The sequence below is a fragment of the Enterobacter sp. ECC-249 genome, assembly GCF_043965265.1.
Lineage (GTDB): Bacteria > Pseudomonadota > Gammaproteobacteria > Enterobacterales > Enterobacteriaceae > Enterobacter > Enterobacter quasiroggenkampii.
This window is the reverse complement of record NZ_CP143660.1, coordinates 1,460,350-1,478,508: the sequence shown is the minus strand read 5'-3', so window position 1 is coordinate 1,478,508 and position 18,159 is coordinate 1,460,350. Positions and strand designations below refer to the sequence as shown.

At 57.0% G+C, this 18,159-nt stretch carries 14 protein-coding genes; 5 read left to right on the top strand and 9 right to left on the bottom strand.

The features are described 5' to 3' along the window. The first annotated feature begins 67 nt into the window (after positions 1-67). Complete coding sequence (gene ampH, locus V1587_RS07055; RefSeq protein WP_032638396.1) at positions 68-1,228, top strand: D-alanyl-D-alanine-carboxypeptidase/endopeptidase AmpH; 1,161 nt, start codon at positions 68-70, stop codon at positions 1,226-1,228. A gap of 2 nt (positions 1,229-1,230) precedes the next feature. On the opposite strand, the gene V1587_RS07050 is transcribed toward ampH, so the two are convergent. Together V1587_RS07050 and V1587_RS07045 are read right to left on the bottom strand one after the other, a co-directional pair. Beyond that, positions 1,231-1,854, bottom strand: coding sequence for a helix-turn-helix domain-containing protein (locus V1587_RS07050; protein ID WP_371898726.1), 624 nt, complete (start codon positions 1,852-1,854; stop codon positions 1,231-1,233). Between the two features lie 93 nt (positions 1,855-1,947). Then, positions 1,948-4,722, bottom strand: coding sequence for an autotransporter outer membrane beta-barrel domain-containing protein (locus V1587_RS07045; protein ID WP_395314544.1), 2,775 nt, complete (start codon positions 4,720-4,722; stop codon positions 1,948-1,950). Positions 4,723-5,175: 453 nt separating this feature from the next. On the opposite strand from V1587_RS07045, the gene hemB reads away from it, so the two are divergent. Continuing rightward, complete coding sequence (gene hemB / locus V1587_RS07040) at positions 5,176-6,150, top strand: porphobilinogen synthase (RefSeq protein ID WP_045909816.1); 975 nt, start codon at positions 5,176-5,178, stop codon at positions 6,148-6,150. Between the two features lie 127 nt (positions 6,151-6,277). After that, positions 6,278-7,978, top strand: a complete 1,701-nt coding sequence (locus V1587_RS07035) for a lysophospholipid acyltransferase family protein (protein WP_371898725.1) — start codon at positions 6,278-6,280, stop codon at positions 7,976-7,978. Between the two features lie 106 nt (positions 7,979-8,084). Here V1587_RS07035 and tauD read toward each other — a convergent pair whose 3' ends face one another. From tauD to V1587_RS07000, 7 genes are all read right to left on the bottom strand, one after another. Then, entirely contained in the window at positions 8,085-8,933 is an 849-nt protein-coding gene (tauD, locus tag V1587_RS07030) for a taurine dioxygenase (RefSeq protein WP_371898724.1), read from the bottom strand. Next, positions 8,930-9,757: a taurine ABC transporter permease TauC gene (tauC, locus tag V1587_RS07025; RefSeq protein WP_371898723.1), complete on the bottom strand. Its 828-nt coding sequence runs from the start codon at positions 9,755-9,757 to the stop codon at positions 8,930-8,932. The genes tauD and tauC overlap by 4 nt, the downstream gene beginning before the upstream one ends. Beyond that, positions 9,754-10,521 (bottom strand): taurine ABC transporter ATP-binding subunit, encoded by a 768-nt coding sequence (tauB, locus tag V1587_RS07020; protein ID WP_024906770.1) that lies wholly within the window; start codon positions 10,519-10,521, stop codon positions 9,754-9,756. The genes tauC and tauB overlap by 4 nt, the downstream gene beginning before the upstream one ends. 10 nt (positions 10,522-10,531) lie before the next feature. Further along, positions 10,532-11,494 carry a taurine ABC transporter substrate-binding protein gene (tauA, locus tag V1587_RS07015; protein WP_001018397.1) on the bottom strand — a complete coding sequence of 321 codons (963 nt, stop codon included), beginning with the start codon at positions 11,492-11,494 and terminating at the stop codon, positions 10,532-10,534. Positions 11,495-12,143: 649 nt separating this feature from the next. Beyond that, positions 12,144-13,076, bottom strand: coding sequence for a homocysteine S-methyltransferase (gene mmuM, locus V1587_RS07010; protein ID WP_371899754.1), 933 nt, complete (start codon positions 13,074-13,076; stop codon positions 12,144-12,146). Continuing rightward, positions 13,063-14,463 (bottom strand): S-methylmethionine permease, encoded by a 1,401-nt coding sequence (gene mmuP, locus V1587_RS07005; protein WP_371899755.1) that lies wholly within the window; start codon positions 14,461-14,463, stop codon positions 13,063-13,065. Before mmuP ends, mmuM begins: the two co-directional genes overlap by 14 nt. Before the next feature lie 237 nt (positions 14,464-14,700). Further along, on the bottom strand, positions 14,701-15,609 hold the full coding sequence (locus tag V1587_RS07000; protein ID WP_371899756.1) for a LysR substrate-binding domain-containing protein: 909 nt from the start codon (positions 15,607-15,609) through the stop codon (positions 14,701-14,703). Between the two features lie 127 nt (positions 15,610-15,736). Between V1587_RS07000 and V1587_RS06995 the strand changes: the two genes are divergently transcribed. Continuing rightward, positions 15,737-16,924, top strand: coding sequence for an MFS transporter (locus V1587_RS06995; RefSeq protein WP_371899757.1), 1,188 nt, complete (start codon positions 15,737-15,739; stop codon positions 16,922-16,924). A gap of 11 nt (positions 16,925-16,935) precedes the next feature. Then, positions 16,936-18,117, top strand: coding sequence for an amidohydrolase (locus V1587_RS06990; RefSeq protein WP_371899758.1), 1,182 nt, complete (start codon positions 16,936-16,938; stop codon positions 18,115-18,117). Positions 18,118-18,159 lie beyond the last annotated feature (42 nt).

The window sequence follows — 18,159 nt, the reverse complement described above, 5'->3', positions numbered from 1 at the left end:
TTGCGCGGTACCGTTTAGTAGTATAAATACCCATTACTTTCCTCATTCACTTCATGGATGCTTTTCGTTGAAACGTTGTCTGCTCTCTTTTGCCGCGCTGTGTGCGGTGAGCTTCTCTACCGCCCAGGCAGCCCAACCGCTGACGGCTCCCGTTTTAGCTTCAGATATTGCCGATCGCTATGCGAACCTTATCTATTACGGCAGCGGCGCAACCGGAATGGCGATGGTTGTCATCGACGGAAACCAGCGTGTATTCCGCAGCTTTGGCGAAACGCGCCCGGGAAATAATATTCATCCGCAGCTGGATTCCGTTATCCGCATCGCATCCTTAACCAAGCTTATGACCAGCGAAATGCTGGTGAAACTGCTCGACCAGGGCGTGGTGAAGCTCGACGATCCGCTCAGCAAATACGCGCCGCCAGGTGCCCGGGTACCCACGTATCAGGGGACGCCGATCCGGCTCGTGAACCTTGCTACCCACACCAGCGCCCTGCCGCGTGAGCAGCCAGGCGGAGCGGCGCATCGTGACGTATTTGTCTGGCCAACGCGCGACCAGCGCTGGAGCTATCTGAGTACCGCCACGCTGAAAGCGGCACCGGGCTCGCAGGCCTCTTATTCAAACCTGGCATTCGACCTGCTGGCGGATGCCCTCTCAACGGCGGCAGGCAAACCCTACACGCAGCTGTTTGAAGAGCAGATCACCCGCCCGCTCGGCATGAAAGACACCACGTTTACCCCGTCCCCGGACCAGTGCCGTCGTCTGATGGTGGCGGAGAAAGGCGCCAGCCCCTGTAATAACACGCTGGCGGCCGTGGGCAGCGGCGGGGTTTACTCCACGCCTGGCGACATGATGCGCTGGATGCAGCAGTTCCTTTCCTCTGATTTTTACTCGCGCAGCAGCCAGGCTGACCGTATGCAGACCCTGATTTATCAGCGTACTCAGTTGCATCGGGTCATCGGGATGGACGTACCGGGTAAAGCCGATGCGCTCGGCATGGGCTGGGTCTATATGGCACCGAAAAATGGCCGTCCGGGTATAATTCAGAAAACCGGCGGCGGCGGCGGATTCATTACCTATATGGCCATGATCCCGCAGTCAAACGTGGGCGCGTTTGTGGTGGTGACCCGCTCCCCGCATACGCGTTTCGTCAATATGAGTGACGGTATTAATAACCTGGTGGCAGAACTGAGCGCCAATAAAGCCCAGGTGCTTACCGCGTCCAACTGATATTAATATTCCGTGGGCAAGCGGTTGATGCTGACCAGCTTGCCCCGACTCATATTGATATAGTTTCCCTGTCGCAGGGCGGCCAGAACTTCGGCAACAACAGAACGTGAAATGCGTGTACTTTGCTGAATATGATTCATCACACCGATTTTTGAACGCAGCGTTTCATCCCATTCGGCCATATTTAACAGCATCGCGCGGATCTGGTGATAGGAGTTATTGCCCACCAGCTGCATATCGCGTTTCCCGAGAATGTAGTTTATCCAGGATAACCAGCAGAAGGCCTCCTTCCAGAGTGAATACTGCTGGATGAGTTGACGGGTGGTTTCCGTGGGCAAATAAAAACCGGTACAGGCCGTTTTAGCCATCACTCTATATTCCTGAGAGTGATTAATGACAACCGTAGACAGACCGAAAATAAAAGGTGCCGTCGCGATCCCCACCAGCAGCTCATCAGAAGGGCGATAGACCTCAATAACGCCGGTTTGTAATACGATCGTTCGAGGCTCATTTGATTCGCCTGACGTAATGGATTGTTGGGGAGCACATGTAAAAGGGGTACTGGCTGTTATTAACCCCTGTTCGAGCCGGCGTAATTCAGAAAGTGGTTTCGCATTAACATTCATGCAGACCTCAAGTCATCCGTATTTGTCGGTTCAATATTATTTTTATTGCTTCTGTAAAAAGCGGGGAAGATAACTCTCCCCCGCTTTTATTCATTACCAGGTATATTTCACGCCCAGGTTTGCGCCCCAATTCTGGTCGACGTCTGCGCCGCCCAGATAAGTAGCATCCGTATAAGCGCTGAAGTTCTTCGTGAAGCTGAACTGAGTGCCCAGCCCAACACGAACAGCGGACCCTTTCACGCCGTTATCAATGCTGTCACCGTTAATATCGGCATTGTTATCGGCGTCGTCATAGACGTAGGCCAGTTTGAAGTAAGGCGTCAGAGCCTGATCGCCGCCATAGTTGAAGGTATAACCCGTATCAACACCAAGTTCATAACGCAGGCTGTCGTAAGATTGTCCATCAACGCGCATGTCATTGCTCAGACGGTAGTCATCACCAGACTGGAACAGACCCGATACGGCTGCGTATGGAGTAACGTAACCAGAGAGGTTTGGTTTCCAGTCATAGCCCAGCTTCAGCCCAAAACCAACGGCGTCACTGGTGGTATTGCCGTCAACATACTGGCCGTTGCTCATGTTAGCGGAAAGATCGCTGTTGAAGCGGGTGTAGCTCAGGGAGCTGTCGAGGAACAGATCGTTCATGAACTTGGCCGACGCGTAGATCATCGCCGTCTGGCTGTCCTGATCGACCTGACCGGTACGATCGCTGATATCACCCTTCGCGAAACCTGCCGCCCCACCGACGATCCATTTCGCGTTATTACCGTCAATCTGAGTATCCAGACCCACCATAATGCCGCTTACGTCCTGATCGTAGCTGATAACGCCATTGTCACCGTCGAAGTTGCCACCGAAGTAGCTCACCCACGCCCCGCCGTTATCCGCCAGGCCGTGACGGCTGATGGTCAGACGCGTGCCGACGGTATCCTGCTGCAGATTCCAGATATTGGTATTGGCTGATGGGATGCTCAGCGCCATATTGGCAGAGTCAGTCAGCTCTTTCTGCTGAAGGACAACGGCATCACCCTGCTGCTGCGCCTGATAGGTGTACGCACCTAAATCGGCTTTGTTTGCGGCAGTAAAGCTGGCGGTGGTATCCGCATTATTGTCATAGACGCGAATAATCTCTTTGTTTTTGTAATCAGCAACGGAACCGGCCCCGGTCGCATCATCGATGCGCACCTGGTAGTTACCTGCAACGTCACCATTCACTGACAGGTGGCCATCAGAGTTAATCGCCACAACACCGTAGTCGTAATCGGCATTGTACTTATCGTTAGTGATATAGCGTGCGTTGTTCAGATCGCTGTTCAGGACGTAATCACGGCTGGCAACGTTCAGCACCCCGCCATCGGTCAGTTCCATATTGTGCGTATCAACCTGACCCAGCCCCAGCGCCAGCTCAGCACCGTTATCCACGGTGATGGTGTTGGCATACAGTTCGGCCGTTTCTTCCGTCAGTGCCGCACGGCTATAGCTGTCCAGATACAGATGGTCGGTCGCCACGCCACCGCTGTCCCCAATATTCATTGATGAAGCATTGGTCAGGGTGATGGAGTCCGCCAGCAGACCAGAGTCTTCAACGTTAACCTGAGACTGGTTGTTTACCGTCAACGTGTCGATGTTTGAAAACTTGCGGGTATCCCACTCAGAGCCGTTATCCAGCGCGATGTTAAACAGACCGCTCTGATACACCGCATCGCCCGCGACATGTCCATTGCTGTCATAGGTGGAGTCCGGCCAAATGCTGTTCGGGGACAGAGTGCTCCAGTCTACGTTGCTGTAGCCCTGCCCATACATCTGCGCCGTGCCGATAGCCTCGACGCTGGACTGTGCTGCGCCGACCCATTTGCTGCCGTTGGTGAGAGTAACATCCAGCTTATCGGTGCCATCCCAGCCGTTGGTGGTTGGGTTATAGATGCCATCGGCGGTGGTATCGGTTGCCGGATCGCCGTTCGGATAGAAGTTGTTGTCGAAGGTGCTGGAGAACAGAATATCGCCAGTAACGGTGGAGTGATCGAACGTGGCGGTGGTCTGCATCGCGTTATCAGACGCGCTAGCAGCAACGATCAGCGCCGCATCATCCGCTGCCGTGGCATTCGTTTCGCCGTAGTCGCTCGGTTTCGCGGTTTGACCGTAGAACCCGCTGGTCCCCAGATCGCTGTATGCGCCGGAGGTCAGAACGGAGTCTTTCACCATCAGCGTGTCGGTAAATACTTTGCTGCTGTTGGCTACGCCTTCAATACCGTCGTAAGGAGTGTTATCCAGCTCCTGATAACCCTGCGTCAGGGTAATACCGGCAATGTGGGAATTATTCTGGATAACAATATCGGACTCCACATCCAGGGTAATCGCATTACCCAGATTATACGTGTCCAGATAGTGTCTTTCCGTATTCACCCCATTTACGACATCATACGCATAATGCTCATAGGTATCGTTAATGGTGGAATTATCTACGGTCAGGCTAAAACGTTCGTACTGAGAATGGGTTGTGCCATCGGTATCTATACCATCAGCACACGTGGTGGTCATACACGCAGAGGTAATCATGCCATTAACGGTGCTATTGGAAATGCTCAATGCATTCGCCCGACCATTGATACCATCATCCAGATAGTATGTTGAAATAACACCATTCACGATGCTTTTATTAATCACCGGATAAATATCACCGTCGTGGGTCGCATCTGAGTAATCCCAGTCGGCATAGCCATAATACCAGGGAGAGGAAGCGGTATTATCGTATCCGAAGGTATTATATGTCGTACCAGAAATATCTTTCGCATTGGCCTGAGAAGCGATAGCCAGGGTGCAGGCTAATGCAAGTTGAGATACAACGAGTTTCTTTTTCCATGTTTGCATTGGGTCATCCCTCCTCAGGGACGTAAGCAAGTTTGTCCATCAATGATTTTGCAACATTTAATTGCGGAGGGAATTATGCATTTTCATTTCGAAAAGGTTCAATGAATGATTCCATTAAGTCCGTATTCAGACAAAAAACACACCCAGACTAAAGAGAATAAGGCGTCATATAATAAATATTATAAAAACAGAATGTTAATACACGGCTAAATCAACAGAAAAAACACACCGGGAAATAATAAATCACTTTTAATTATGCTTTCATTTCCATATAGAAATAACGCGAATATCTCATTCTCTTCTCAACGTTATACTGCCCTGCATTATATATTATTGATGACAGGCTAACTCACCTGCCGCATTTCACAAAAGCAAAATGCCCACTTTAGTAAAACACCCGTCTTCACTTTGATGTACACTAGCCCTCTTTGTTCCACAAACATCAGGCATACCATGACCGATTTAATTGCACGCCCACGCCGCCTGCGCAAGTCACCTGCACTGCGCGCTATGTTTGAAGAGACAACCCTGAGCTTAAACGATCTGGTGTTGCCGATTTTTGTCGAAGAAGAGATCGATGACTACAAAGCCATCGAAGCCATGCCGGGCGTAATGCGCATTCCGGAGAAATATCTGGCGCGTGAGATTGAACGCATCGCCAACGCGGGGATCCGCTCGGTGATGACCTTCGGCATCTCCCACCATACTGACGCGACCGGCAGCGACGCGTGGAAAGAAGATGGCCTCGTCGCCCGCATGTCCCGCATCTGCAAAGAAACCGTGCCGGAAATGGTGGTGATGTCCGACACCTGCTTCTGTGAATATACCTCGCACGGCCACTGCGGCGTACTGTGCGATCACGGCGTGGATAACGATGCCACCCTGCTTAACCTCGGCAAGCAGGCTGTGGTCGCGGCTGCGGCAGGCGCAGATTTCATCGCACCATCTGCGGCGATGGACGGACAGGTTCAGGCGATTCGTCAGGCCCTGGACGCGGCCGGTTTCACCGACACCGCAATCATGTCCTACTCCACTAAATTTGCCTCCTCCTTCTACGGCCCGTTCCGTGAAGCAGCCGGTACGGCGCTGAAAGGCGATCGTAAAACCTATCAGATGAACCCGCTGAACCGCCGCGAAGCGATTCGTGAATCCCTGCTCGATGAAGCCCAGGGCGCAGACTGCCTGATGGTAAAACCGGCTGGCGCGTACCTTGATATCCTGCGCGACATCCGCGAGCGCACCGAGCTGCCGCTGGGCGCTTACCAGGTGAGCGGTGAGTATGCGATGATCAAATTCGCCGCGCTGGCGGGCGCCATTGATGAAGAGAAAGTGATCCTGGAAAGCCTGGGGGCGATCAAGCGCGCGGGCGCGGATCTGATCTTCAGCTACTTCGCGCTGGATCTGGCCGAGAAGAAAATTCTGCGTTAATCCGCTTTAGCGCCGGGTGACGCCTTCGCCTTACCCGGCCTGCTCTCTGCTCTAATCTTCACTAAACTGCAATACAACCGACATCTGCCCCTTCTACTGTCTTCGCAAGACGGCAGGAGGAGTGACCATGTTTAGCCTCGATAGCGTTCTCGACGATCTTTGGCCTCAGGCGAGGCCCGCACCCTGGCAAAAAAGTCTGTTAAAAAGACTGTTCTACGAAGACGAATTTCAGCAATTTGCCGCAGCACACCGCCACCTGAAAGGCCTGGATATGGTGGAGCAGGTTCTGGAACACCTGGATATTCTCTGCACCGTTTCCGCCCGCGATCTCGAACAAATCCCCGAACATGGCCCGCTGGTCATTATTGCCAACCACCCGACGGGCACGCTGGACGGACTGGCGCTGCTGTATGCCGTCTCCCGCGTGCGGCGCGATGTTAAAGTCGTGACCAACCGGATGCTGACCCACCTTGAGCCCCTCAGCTCGCTGTTTATTCCGGTGGACAATATGGGCGGCAGGACGGCGAAATCGTCCCTGGTGCAGATGGAACAGCATCTGCAAAACGCGGGCGTGCTGATCTTCTTCCCGGCCGGAGAAGTTTCGCGCCCCACGCGCAAAGGCATTCGCGACAAAAAGTGGCACTCTGGCTTTATCAAACTCGCCGGCAAGCTGCGCGCCCCGCTGCTGCCGGTGCATATTCAGGCGCATAACAGCCTGCTCTTTTATGCCAGCACGCTGGTCTCCCCAACACTGTCGATGCTGCTGTTGATGCAGCAGATGTTCCGCCGCCGCCACAGCCAGCTGCCGATCAAAATCGGCCAGCAGATTGCGTGGCATCACTGGCACAGCGCTAACCTTTCGTCGCGTGAGATGGCCGAGCAGTGCCGTCAGCACGTGATGCGTCTTGGCAAGGGAGTGCCCGGCGTCTTTAAAACCCAGTGCGCCATTGCCCGTCCGGAAGACCGGGCCACCCTGAAACGCGCGCTGGCGCAGGCCGAATGTCTGGGCAAAACCAGCGACGGCAAAACCATCTATCTTTGGCAGCGAAACGGTCAGGAAGACGCCCCGCTGCTGCGCGAGCTTGGCCGCCTGCGCGAGATTGCCTTTCGTGCGGTCGAGGAAGGGAGCGGCAAGCGCCGGGACACCGACAGCTACGACGATGACTATCTGCATCTGATCCTGTGGGATGATGAGGATCTGGAGATCGTCGGCGCGTATCGCTTTATGCCGACGGCCATGCAGATCGAAAAGCGCGGCGTCGAGGGGTTGTACAGCTATAGCCTGTTCCACTACGACGACAAAATGCAGGACGTGCTGGAGCACGGCATTGAGCTGGGGCGCAGCTTTATTCAGCCGCGCTACTGGGGACGCCGCGGCCTGGACTACTTATGGTCCGGCATTGGGGCGTATCTGGCGCGTTATCCGCACTACCGCTACCTGTTTGGCCCGGTCTCAATTTCCGGTGGCTTACCGCCTGCCGCGCGGGATCTGCTGGTCGCCTTTTACCGCCTGTGGTTCCCGGCGACGCATCCGCTAGCCGCCTCGCGCCAGCCGTATCCCGCGTCCCTGCCGGACGTGCTGGCGCAATTTGGCGGCGTGGATTACGTGGACGATCTGACGAAACTGAAATCCCTGCTCGGCAATCTGGGCTGCGGCATTCCGCCGCTCTACAAGCAATATTCCGAGCTGTGCGAGCCCGGCGGCGTGCAGTTTATTGATTTTGGCAGCGACCCGGCGTTCAACAACTGCGTTGACGGGCTGGTGCTGGTGGATTTGTGTTACCTGAAGGCGAACCGCTACCAGCGGTATATTGAGGCGCACCTTTAATTAGCCGGGTATTTGTAGGCCGGGTAAGGCGTAGCCGCCACCCGGCAATTGTGCACCGTTTTCGCCGGGTGGCGCTGCGCTTACCCGGCCTGCGGGTGTGACGAGGTTAAGGACGGTAAAACGGCTTATCGCCCAGAATCGTCGCCCGCTGCATGATCCGGCGCTGCGGCAGATAGTCCGCATTGGCATAATGCTGCGTCACGCGGTTATCCCAGATCGCCAGATCGTTCTCCTGCCAGCGCCAGCGCACCTGGAACTCCGGTTTGGTGATATGCGCAAACAGGAAACCTAACAGCGCCTCACTCTCTTTTTCCGTCACGTCCACGATACGCGTGGTGAACCCTTCGTTCACAAAAAGCGCCTGCTTGCCCGTCACCGGATGGGTTCGCACCACCGGGTGCAGCAGCGGAGGGTGCTTCGCAACCGCCTCCTGCCAGCGCTGATGTTCCTCTTGCGTTTTACGGTACTTGTACTCCGGGAATGATTTCTTGAAATCATGCTCCGCCCGCAGCCCGCTCAGCAGCGTCCGAAGCGGCGCAGAGAGCGCCTCATACGCCGCAATCCCGCTGGCCCACAGCGTATCGCCCCCCGTCTCCGGCAGCTGTTTCGCCGCCAGAATCGCCCCGGCAGGCGGCGTCTCGATAAAGGTTACGTCGGTGTGCCAGTTATCGTTATCCGGCGGGTTATCGTTGTGGGTGTCGAGGACGATAATCTCCTCCACCCCTTCCGCATGCGGATAGACCGGGTGGATATGCAGATCGCCAAAGCGCAGGGCCAGCGCGCGCTGCTGCTGCGGGGTGATCGCCTGCTCGCGCAGGAACACCACCTGATGGCGCAGCACCGCGTGGTACAGCTGCTCAAACTGGTTATCGCTCAGCGGACGGGTCACATCAAGGCCCGATACCTGTGCGCCAATGTACGGCCCCAGCGGGGTAATGGTCAGACGTTCACTCATTGTATTTCTCCATGCCAGGGCGTCAGGCGGCGCTGTAACGCGCGCAGCCCCAGTTCTAATCCGAAGGCGATCGCGGCGATCACCGCGATCCCTGCCAGCACCACGTCAGTCGCCAGGAACTCTCCCGCCGACTGCACCATAAACCCAAGGCCGCGCGTGGCCGCAATAAGCTCCGCCGCCACCAGCGTGGACCAGCCCACGCCAAGGCCGATGCGCAGCCCGGTTAAAATCTCCGGCAGCGCGCCGGGTAAAATCACGAACAGCAGCACCTGCGTACGGCTGGCTCCCAGCGACTGCGCCGCGCGGATCCGCACCTGCTGGGCGCTCTTCACGCCCGCCAGCGCCGACATGGCCACCGGGGCAAAAATCGCCAGATAGATCAGCAGGATTTTTGACGTTTCACCGATGCCGAACCAGATCACCATCAGCGGCAGATAGGCCAGCGGCGGGACCGGACGATAAAGCTCAATCAGCGGGTCGAGGATGCCGCGCACCGTCGGGCTCAGCCCCATCGCAATCCCCACGGGAATGCCGATAATCACCGCCGCCAGCAGCGCCACCAGAATGCGCGTCAGACTTGCCCCAAGATGCTGCCAGAGCGTGGCATCCATAAAGCCCTGCGGCCCGGCGATGGTAATGAGTTTGGCCAGCACCTGTCCCGGCGGCGGCAGAAACAGCGGGCTGACCCACTGCTGGGCAGCAACCGCCCACCACACCGCCAGCAGCACCAGCAGCGTACCGACGCTCAACGTAATTTGACGCGAAAAAGGCCAGCGCAGCGCCAGACGCGTGCGACGCGTTTTTTCACTGAAGACGATACTCATGAGAAAGCCTCCCGCTGTTCAAACACGCGGCTTAAGACGTATTCACGCTGTTCGATAAACAGCGGATCGGATTTGATGCTGCGCACGGGTTCCCCCGCGACGTAGCGGCGGGCGAAATCCAGTGGCAAACGCTCCAGCACGCGGCCCGGCCCCGGCGAGAGCAGCACCAGCTCCGTCGCCATAAACACCGCCTCTTCGATATCGTGGGTAATCAACAGCACCTGCTTGCCCGTCTCATGCCACAGGCGCAGGAGCAGGGTTTGCATCTGCTCGCGGGTGAAGGCGTCGAGCGCGCCGAACGGCTCGTCCAGCAGCAAAAGCTGCGGATTCGCTGCCAGCGCGCGGGCAATACCTACGCGCTGTCTCTGGCCGCCGGAAAGCTGCCAGATATAGCGTTTTTCCGCCCCTTCCAGCCCCACTTTTTTCAGCATCGCCCGCGCTGTTTCCAGCCGCTGTTCACGATTGATGCCCGCAAGCTGTAGTCCAAACGCTACGTTTTCCTGCACGTTGCGCCACGGGAGCAGGCCTTCATTCTGGAAGACCACGCCGCGCTCGGCGCCGGGGCCTTCCACCTTTTTGCCTTCCAGCTGAATGGTGCCATGCTGATAAGGGACAAACCCGGCGATCAGATTCAGCAGCGTGGTTTTTCCGCACCCGGACGGCCCCAGCACCACCAGCAGTTCACCGCTGTCCAGCGTCAGGTTGATCTCCTCCAGCGCGGGTTTGCCACCGTAATCAGCAGACAGATTTGTAATATTCAGCATGGCGGACTCCTTATTTCACAAAACGATCGGTCACGTACTGACTGTAATCCGTCGCTACCGCGGGCACTTTGCCCTGCTCTTTCAGGAAGGTGGCGGTATCAACAATCGCTTTGTTTACCGGCCCGGTCAGCTGCTGCACCTGCTGCGCGGGGGTCAGATAGGTATTGCCCTTCACCAGCCCCGGCACGTCCGCTTCCGGCACGCCGCTCAGGCGGGAGAGTTTTTCCAGGTTGGCGGGCTGCTTCAGCCATTCATCCGGGTTACTGATATACGGCTGCTGGGCGTCAATCGCGCTTTTCGCAAAGGCTTTCACCACCTCAGGATGTTTCTCGGCGAAGTCTTTACGCACGACCCACACGTCGAGCGTTGGCGCGCCCCACTGGCCCACTTTTTCGGAGTCGGTCAGCACGGTGCCGTCTTTTTCCAGTTCGTTCACGGCCGGTGCCCACACATAGGCCCCGTCAATGTCGCCGCGCTGCCAGGCCGCAATAATCGCCGGCGGCTGGAGGTTGATAATTTGTACCTGTCCCGGCTTGATGCCCCAGTGTTTGAGCGCCGCCAGCAGGCTGTAGTGGGTGGTGGAGATGAACGGCACGGCGATGCGTTTGCCGATCAGGTCTTCCGGCTTGGTGATGTTTTTCTTCACCACCAGCGCTTCTGAGTTACCGAGCTGCGAGGCGAGCAGGAAAACCTCAATCGGCACCTGCTGGCTGGCCGCAACCGCCAGCGGGCTGGATCCGATATTGCCGATCTGCACGTCGCCGGAGGCTAACGCACGCACCACGGACGCCCCGCTGTCGAACTTGCGCCAGTCAACTTTCGCGCCGCTCTCTTTGGCAAAAGTGTTATCCGCCTGCGCGACTTTCGCCGGTTCCGCAGAAGTTTGATACGCGACGGTGACGTCCACCGCCTGCGCCTGAAATGCCCACAGCGCCAGTGCGCCGAGTAGTGTGATTCGCGATGAAATTGCCATAGTGCCTGCTCCCCTTGTTGTTATGAGGGCAGTATTTCCAACGCGTGAATTTTGATAAAGGAATAAAAATGAATCGCTCATAACGATTCGTTTTTAGATAAAAAGCGGGAAAGGATAGTTGGTATTGTGCGTTTGTTTTTTTCCCCTCTCCCCGTGGGCTGAGGAATCCCCACAAAATAATGCCTGCACGGACGCCCCCCTCTCCCTTGAGGGAGAGGGCTGGGGTGAGGGGGAACATACGGCTGTGGTGGTCATTCCGTTCACTTTATGTTTCTTGCTACTCTGTAAGGACATGACCGGTGAACGTGCCATGGCGGCTCAATCGCCGCCGCCCTGGCGACCCGGGCTCCCGGCGGTAAATCGCCGCTTCGCGGTACCCTCAGCTTATTCCTTCAGGCTATCGGGTCGGGCATGAGCCTGCATCCCTGCAGGCCACGCCCTCTCGGCGCATCCCTGCGCCTCGCCCCGGCCTTACGGAAACGCTTCGGCGATTTACAGCCGGACCAGGGCGTCGCTGTAAGTTATTAATTTTTTTTGAAGCAACGTTCATCGCTTCAGGTAAAAAAATTACTGGAGATTCCTCAGCCCCGTGGGAGAGGGTCAGCGATCCGTAGGCCGGGTAAGGCGTAGCCGCCACCCGGCAAAGTACTCAGCGCTGCGCGTTCAGCTCAGCAATGTCTTTCGGCGTGGTCCGACAGCAGCCGCCAATCAGCTTCGCTCCGGCATCCAGCCACTGGGGCAGATACCCCGCCAGCGTCTCGCACGCTTCGCCGTGGTGGTGCCAGGTTTTGGTTACCGCGTCATAATGCTCGCCCGAGTTCGGGTAGACCACCAGCGGCAGCGGCGTCAGGCTTTGCAGGTGCTTCAACGCTGCCGTGGTGTTTTCCAGCGCGATGCAGTTAATGCCCAGCGCAACAATCTGCGGAGAGTTTGCCAGCGCGCTGACCACCTCACGCAGCGGCGTACCGTCGCTCAGGTGCTCGCTATCGCTTAGGGTAAACGAGAACCACGCCCGGGCGCGGGGATATTCAGACAGCAACGCCGCCAGCGCCTTAATCTCGGCAAACGAAGGCAGCGTTTCGCAGGCAAGCAGGTCAGCGCCCGCATCCAGCAGCGCCTCCACGCGCGGGCGGTGGAAGGCGGTAAACTCCTCGGCACTGCGCACGTAGTCGCCGCGATACTCTGAGCCATCCGCCAGATAGGCACCGTATGGTCCAACGGATCCCGCCACCAGCAGCGTGCCCGCATGCGGATTTTCCGCCAGATACGCTTCGCGCGCCTTACGCGCCAGCTCCACGCTTCTGCCAATCAGCGCCCGGGACTGCGCCTCGTCCAGGCCGCGCGCCGCAAAACCCGCAGGCGTGGCCTGATAGCTGGCGGTGATCGCCACCTGCGCACCTGCACGGTAATAATCAAGATGCACTTCGCGGATAAGCTCCGGGTTTTCCATCAGCACTTTGGCAGACCAGAGGCTGTCTGCCAGGTTGCAGCCGCGCGCTTCCAGCTCCGTCGCCATCGCGCCATCCAGCACCACAAACGGCTGCTTTTCAAGGAGGGCGGTAAGCGGATTATTCTGCGACATGTTCGGGCTCCTGCGATGTCATATTTCGGGTCAGGTAGTAGGCACCATAACACAGGGCGACAAACGGAATCCCGCAATAAAGGGCAATGCGCTGGCTTGGGTCAAACCACAGGCCGACGCAGGCCACCACGCAGAGGATAAAACCGAGCACCGGCACCAGCGGATACCACGGCGCGCGGTACTGCAGCGCAAAGAGCGGTTGCCCGGACTGCAGATGGCGACGACGGAAAACGAAGTGCGACGCGCAGATGCTGATCCACACTGCCACCACCGCAAAGCCAGAAATCGCCGAGAGTGCGACAAACACCGTGTCCGGCGCCACGACGCTTGAGAACAGCGCCAGTACGCCGCCGAGCATAGAAACCGAGAGCGCCGTCAGCGGCACGCCGTTTTTGTTCACGCGGGCAAAGCAGCGCGGGAGCGTTTTCTCATTAGAGAGCGACCACAGCATGCGCCCGGAGGCGTACAGCCCCGAGTTCGCGGCCGAAAGGATCGCCGTCAGGATCACGAAGTTAAAAATATCCGCCGCGTAAGGAATACCGACCTTTTCAAACACCAGCACGAACGGACTCTTTTCCACGCCCGCCTGCTGCATCGGGATCAGCGCCGCCAGCACAAACACGGTGCCGATAAAGAAGATGATCAGGCGGGCAATGGTGGTACGGATTGCGACCGGAATAACCTTGTGCGGATTTTCCGTTTCCCCTGCGGCGATACCGATAAGTTCGGTCCCCGAAAAGGCAAAGTTCACCGCCACCATGGTCATCAGGATCGGCAGGCCGCCGTGCGGGAACCAGCCCTCCGCGGTAATGTTGCTTAAGCCCGGCGCGGGTGAACCGTCCTGCATCGGGATAAAGCCAAAGACCGCCGCGCCGCCAAGAATAATAAAGGCGATGATGGTGATGACTTTCACCAGGGAGAACCAGAACTCGCCTTCCGCAAAGAAGCGCGTTGAGATGACGTTCAGGCCAAAAATCACCACGCAGAAGACAACGCACCACGCCCAGACGGGCACCTGCGGGAACCAGTACTGCATGCAGAACCCGGCGGCGGTAAAGCTCGACCCGAGCGCCACCGTCCAGGTGAGCCAGTAGAGCCACGCCACGGTGTAGCCCGTCGCCGGGCCAAGATAGCGGGCGGCATAGACGTGGAACGCGCCGGTTTCCGGCATCGCCACGGAGAGCTCGCCCAGACACTGCATCACCAGCCAGACCACCAGCGCGCCTATCAGGTACGCCAGCAGCGTGCCCGCTGCCCCGGTCGTGGAAATGATGTAGCCGGTATTGAAGAATAACCCTGTCCCAATCACGCCACCCAGCGAGAGCATTATCAGGTGGCGTGTTTTCATGGTGCGCTTAAGCTGCCCATTTTCTTGTTGTGTTTGCATATTACCTTCTATACGTATGGACATCTAAACATCCAAAGAAGGTGTGTTATACCGCGATTGTTAATAAAAAGCTAGATGACCAGACGCAAACGGGCGCGCCGCGCGCTAAGTCTGGGGTGGGTTGTAAGGATCACATAGAGAATCGGACGCCAGGCCATAAGCACCTCCGCAAGCAGATACTTACAGCATGGTGCGGACGAGGTCGCTCCTGGGTAAGACAAAAGTCGTATCTTTTCCCTACCAGCTAAACTCTCTGCATGCCTCGCGCAGGCGAATTAAAAACTGGCGCGCGTTAGTCGTCATCGCCGATTTCTGCGACCACACCGCGCAATACTGAGCCGACGGCAGTTGGGCGATGGGCAGCGCGACCAGCTTGTCATCAAGCTGCAGCGGCTGACACATTGCCCGAGCAACCACCGTAAGATAGTCCGCGTTAAGTACCATACTCAGGCCGGTGATAACAGAATCCGTACGCAGCGGAGTCACGTCGACCTGTCGGTAAAAATGGCTGAGCTCGTTTTGCAACTGCTGGTAGTAACCCATTGATGACTCCGGCAGCAGCCATTTAGCCTGACGTAGCGCCATCAGATCGCGAGCGTCAGCCAGCGGATGTCCTTTGCGCGCGACGATACAAAACGGCGAGGTGAACAGGGGTTCGATCATCACCCCTTCTGGCGGCGCCATCGGATCGACAGAACCGATGGCGATGTCAATTTCACCGTTGCGCACGCCGGGTAACAGCGAGGATAACTGTCCTTCTTTAACCGTCAGCAGCACCTGCGGCAGCGTCTCTTTAAACGCCTCGGCCACATCGGGAAACACCGTCAGCGCAATCAGTGACGAGAATCCCACGGTCAGCCGTCCGTGGGTGTAATGGTTAATCTGTTCCACTTCATCTGCCGCACGGCGCAACTCCTCCAGCACCCACTCCGCGCGGTGGGAAAAGGCCATTCCCGCCTCGGTCAGGGCGATGCCCTCTTTGCTGCGCAATAAAAGTTGCGTGCCTAAAGTTTGCTCAAGCTCACGCAATGTTCGGCTCAACCCGGGCTGAGAAACGCCCAGCTCACGCGCGGCTGAACGAATACTGCCGCTACGTGCCACCTGACGAAAGGCCTGAAGATGCCCAAGTTTTGGCAAATATCTCATCACTCACCCTATAACAAAAAAGCATCACCTATAGAAAAATTATATCTTCCCCAGCCTCAGGTAAACCCCTAGATTCGGAGTACACACCACACTCATCATCACACTCTGACGTCAGGCGGAAAATAAAATGAAAAGCCAGTCACAGATGATTTTTTTGCTTTTTGTCGGCTATGTCGTGGTCTATATCGATAAAACCGTCATGGGGTTTGCCCTGCTGCCTATCGAAAAAGAGTTCGGCCTCACCAGCGCGGAGCTGGGCTATATCACGGGCATTTTCTTCCTGGCCTATTCTCTCTTTCAGGTGCCAGCGGGCTGGCTGAACGACAGGCTCGGCTATAAAACCATGCTGCTCCTCTCCCTGTGCGCGCTCGGGATCTTCGCCCTGTGCTTCGGTGCGCTGGGCATGAGCTTTGGCCTGCTGCTGCTGTTTCGCTTTCTCTCCGGAGTGGGGCATTCCGGCTATCCCTGCTCATGCGCGAAAGCGGTGGTCAGCAATTTCTCGCTGGAAAAACGCACCTTTGCGCAATCGGTTTTACTTTCCTCCGCCGGACTGGCAATGACCGTGGGGCCCATTGTGGCCGTCTCTGCGCTGGAGCACCTGGGCTGGCACGCGTCGTTTGTGGTGCTGGGGATTGTTGCTTGTGCCATCGCCGTGCTGATCGCCGTGCGCGTGCCCTATCAGAAACCTGCGCCGCGCCAGCAGTCAGGTGAACAAAACGGCGCCCTGTGGCGTAACCCGACGGTGGTGCTACTCTTTGTCTCTGTGTTCTGCGTCAATATTCCCAGCTACGGCCTGATGGCCTGGCTGCCAAAATTCTTCGTGCAGAGCAGGGAGATGCCGCTGGAAATTTCCGGCTATATCGTCGCCGTCGGCGGTGCGGGGATTTGGCTCTCGTCCTTGTGCACCGGCTGGTTCGTCGGGAAATATTTCCACAACCGCGAGCCGCAGGTGATTTTGATCTGCGCCCTGATCGGTGCTGCTGCTATTTTCGGCATCTTCCATACCGCCACGGCACTGACGGCCAGCATCCTGCTGTTCGTGGGGGAGGTTTTCCTGATGGCAACCTTTGTAACCGCCTTTACCCTGCCGATGAAACGCCTTCCGGAGAACATTATGGGCTCGGCTATCGGCCTGATAAATACCGGCGGAACGCTGGGAGGCTTCGTTTCGCCTGTCGTAATTGGCTATCTTGTCGGGAAAAGCCACAGCTACGAAAGCGCGTTTATTTTCCTGTCACTGGCAATGGTCTGCGCGGGAGCGGCGATAGTACCGCTGATAAAAAAACCTGTGGCCACGCTGCCGGTGACTGACTGAAGGAGACCGTCATGAAAAGTACCACTGAAAACCTTATCCGCGACGTTAATGAAGAGGTGATCCGCTGGCGCAGGCATATTCACGCCAACCCGGACCTCTCGTTTCAGGAAAAACCCACCGCTGATTTTATTGCCCGCGAGCTGGGGAATCTGCCGGAGCTGGCGATAAGCCGCCCGCTGGAGAACAGCGTAGTAGCCGTATTGCAGGGCGAAAAGCCCGGCCCAATGTGGGCGCTACGGGCCGATATCGACGCGCTACCGCTACAGGAAGAGAGTGGAGAATCATTTAGCTCCACTCGGCCCGGCGTGATGCACGCCTGCGGTCACGATGCCCACACCGCCATGTTAATGGGGGCAGCGAAAGTGCTCTGCCATCTGCGCAGCCAGCTTTGCGGCAGCATTAAGTTTATCTTCCAGCCTGCCGAAGAGGTGCCGCCGGGCGGCGCACGCGAGCTGGTGGAGAAAGGGGTCGTTGACGACGTCGAAAAGATTTTCGGCCTGCACGTCTTCCCGAACAGCCCTACTGGAAAAATCACGCTGAAAGAGGGCGTTTACGTCGCCTCCAGCGATAACTTTGACATCACTATTTTTGGGCAGGGTGGCCACGGCTCAATGCCGCAGTTTTGTATCGACCCGGTGGTAATCGGCGCTGAGGTGGTTACCGCACTGCAAAACGTGGTCGCACGTAATCTTGACCCGATTAACGCCCCGGTGCTGACCATTGCCACCTTCCAGGCCGGAGATAGCTATAACGTCATTCCGGACAGCGCCCGTCTGGCAGGAACGGTGCGAACCCATAATCAGCAGGTGCGTGAACAGGTTCCCCAGCTAATGCAGCGTATTGTTGAAGGCGTAGTTAGTGCTCACGGGGCGCGCTGTGAGATCCGCTGGCAGCAGGGTTATGCCGTCGGAAATAACCATACAGACACCAACGCCATCGCCAAAAAAGCCATTGCGGAGCACTTTGGTGACGGGACGCTGCAGCTGGCCGATCGCGCGCTGTTCGGCAGCGAAGATTTCTCATCCTATCAGGAGAAAATTCCCGGCTCGTTCCTGTTTGTCGGCTGCGGCAACGAGGAAAAGGGTGCGGTATGGAACGTCCATAACCCACATTTCCGCATTGATGAAGCCGCGCTGGCCGTGGGCGTTAAGGCACATGTTGCGCTGGTAAGCGCGTTATTTGAGGCGATTTAACGCCTCACCAACCCTTGCACCTTAGCCGGTGCAATGGTTGGT

Bases quoted from the DNA above. Each gene is read 5' to 3' on its own strand.
- V1587_RS07050 (WP_371898726.1), bottom strand. From the start codon at position 1,854: ATGAATGTTAATGCGAAACCACTTTCTGAATTACGCCGGCTCGAACAG.
- V1587_RS07045 (WP_395314544.1), bottom strand. From the start codon at position 4,722: ATGCAAACATGGAAAAAGAAACTCGTTGTATCTCAACTTGCATTAGCC.
- hemB (WP_045909816.1), top strand. From the start codon at position 5,176: ATGACCGATTTAATTGCACGCCCACGCCGCCTGCGCAAGTCACCTGCA.
- V1587_RS07035 (WP_371898725.1), top strand. From the start codon at position 6,278: ATGTTTAGCCTCGATAGCGTTCTCGACGATCTTTGGCCTCAGGCGAGG.
- tauD (WP_371898724.1), bottom strand. From the start codon at position 8,933: ATGAGTGAACGTCTGACCATTACCCCGCTGGGGCCGTACATTGGCGCA.
- tauC (WP_371898723.1), bottom strand. From the start codon at position 9,757: ATGAGTATCGTCTTCAGTGAAAAAACGCGTCGCACGCGTCTGGCGCTG.
- tauB (WP_024906770.1), bottom strand. From the start codon at position 10,521: ATGCTGAATATTACAAATCTGTCTGCTGATTACGGTGGCAAACCCGCG.
- tauA (WP_001018397.1), bottom strand. From the start codon at position 11,494: ATGGCAATTTCATCGCGAATCACACTACTCGGCGCACTGGCGCTGTGG.
- mmuM (WP_371899754.1), bottom strand. From the start codon at position 13,076: ATGTCGCAGAATAATCCGCTTACCGCCCTCCTTGAAAAGCAGCCGTTT.
- mmuP (WP_371899755.1), bottom strand. From the start codon at position 14,463: ATGCAAACACAACAAGAAAATGGGCAGCTTAAGCGCACCATGAAAACA.
- V1587_RS07000 (WP_371899756.1), bottom strand. From the start codon at position 15,609: ATGAGATATTTGCCAAAACTTGGGCATCTTCAGGCCTTTCGTCAGGTG.
- V1587_RS06995 (WP_371899757.1), top strand. From the start codon at position 15,737: ATGAAAAGCCAGTCACAGATGATTTTTTTGCTTTTTGTCGGCTATGTC.
- V1587_RS06990 (WP_371899758.1), top strand. From the start codon at position 16,936: ATGAAAAGTACCACTGAAAACCTTATCCGCGACGTTAATGAAGAGGTG.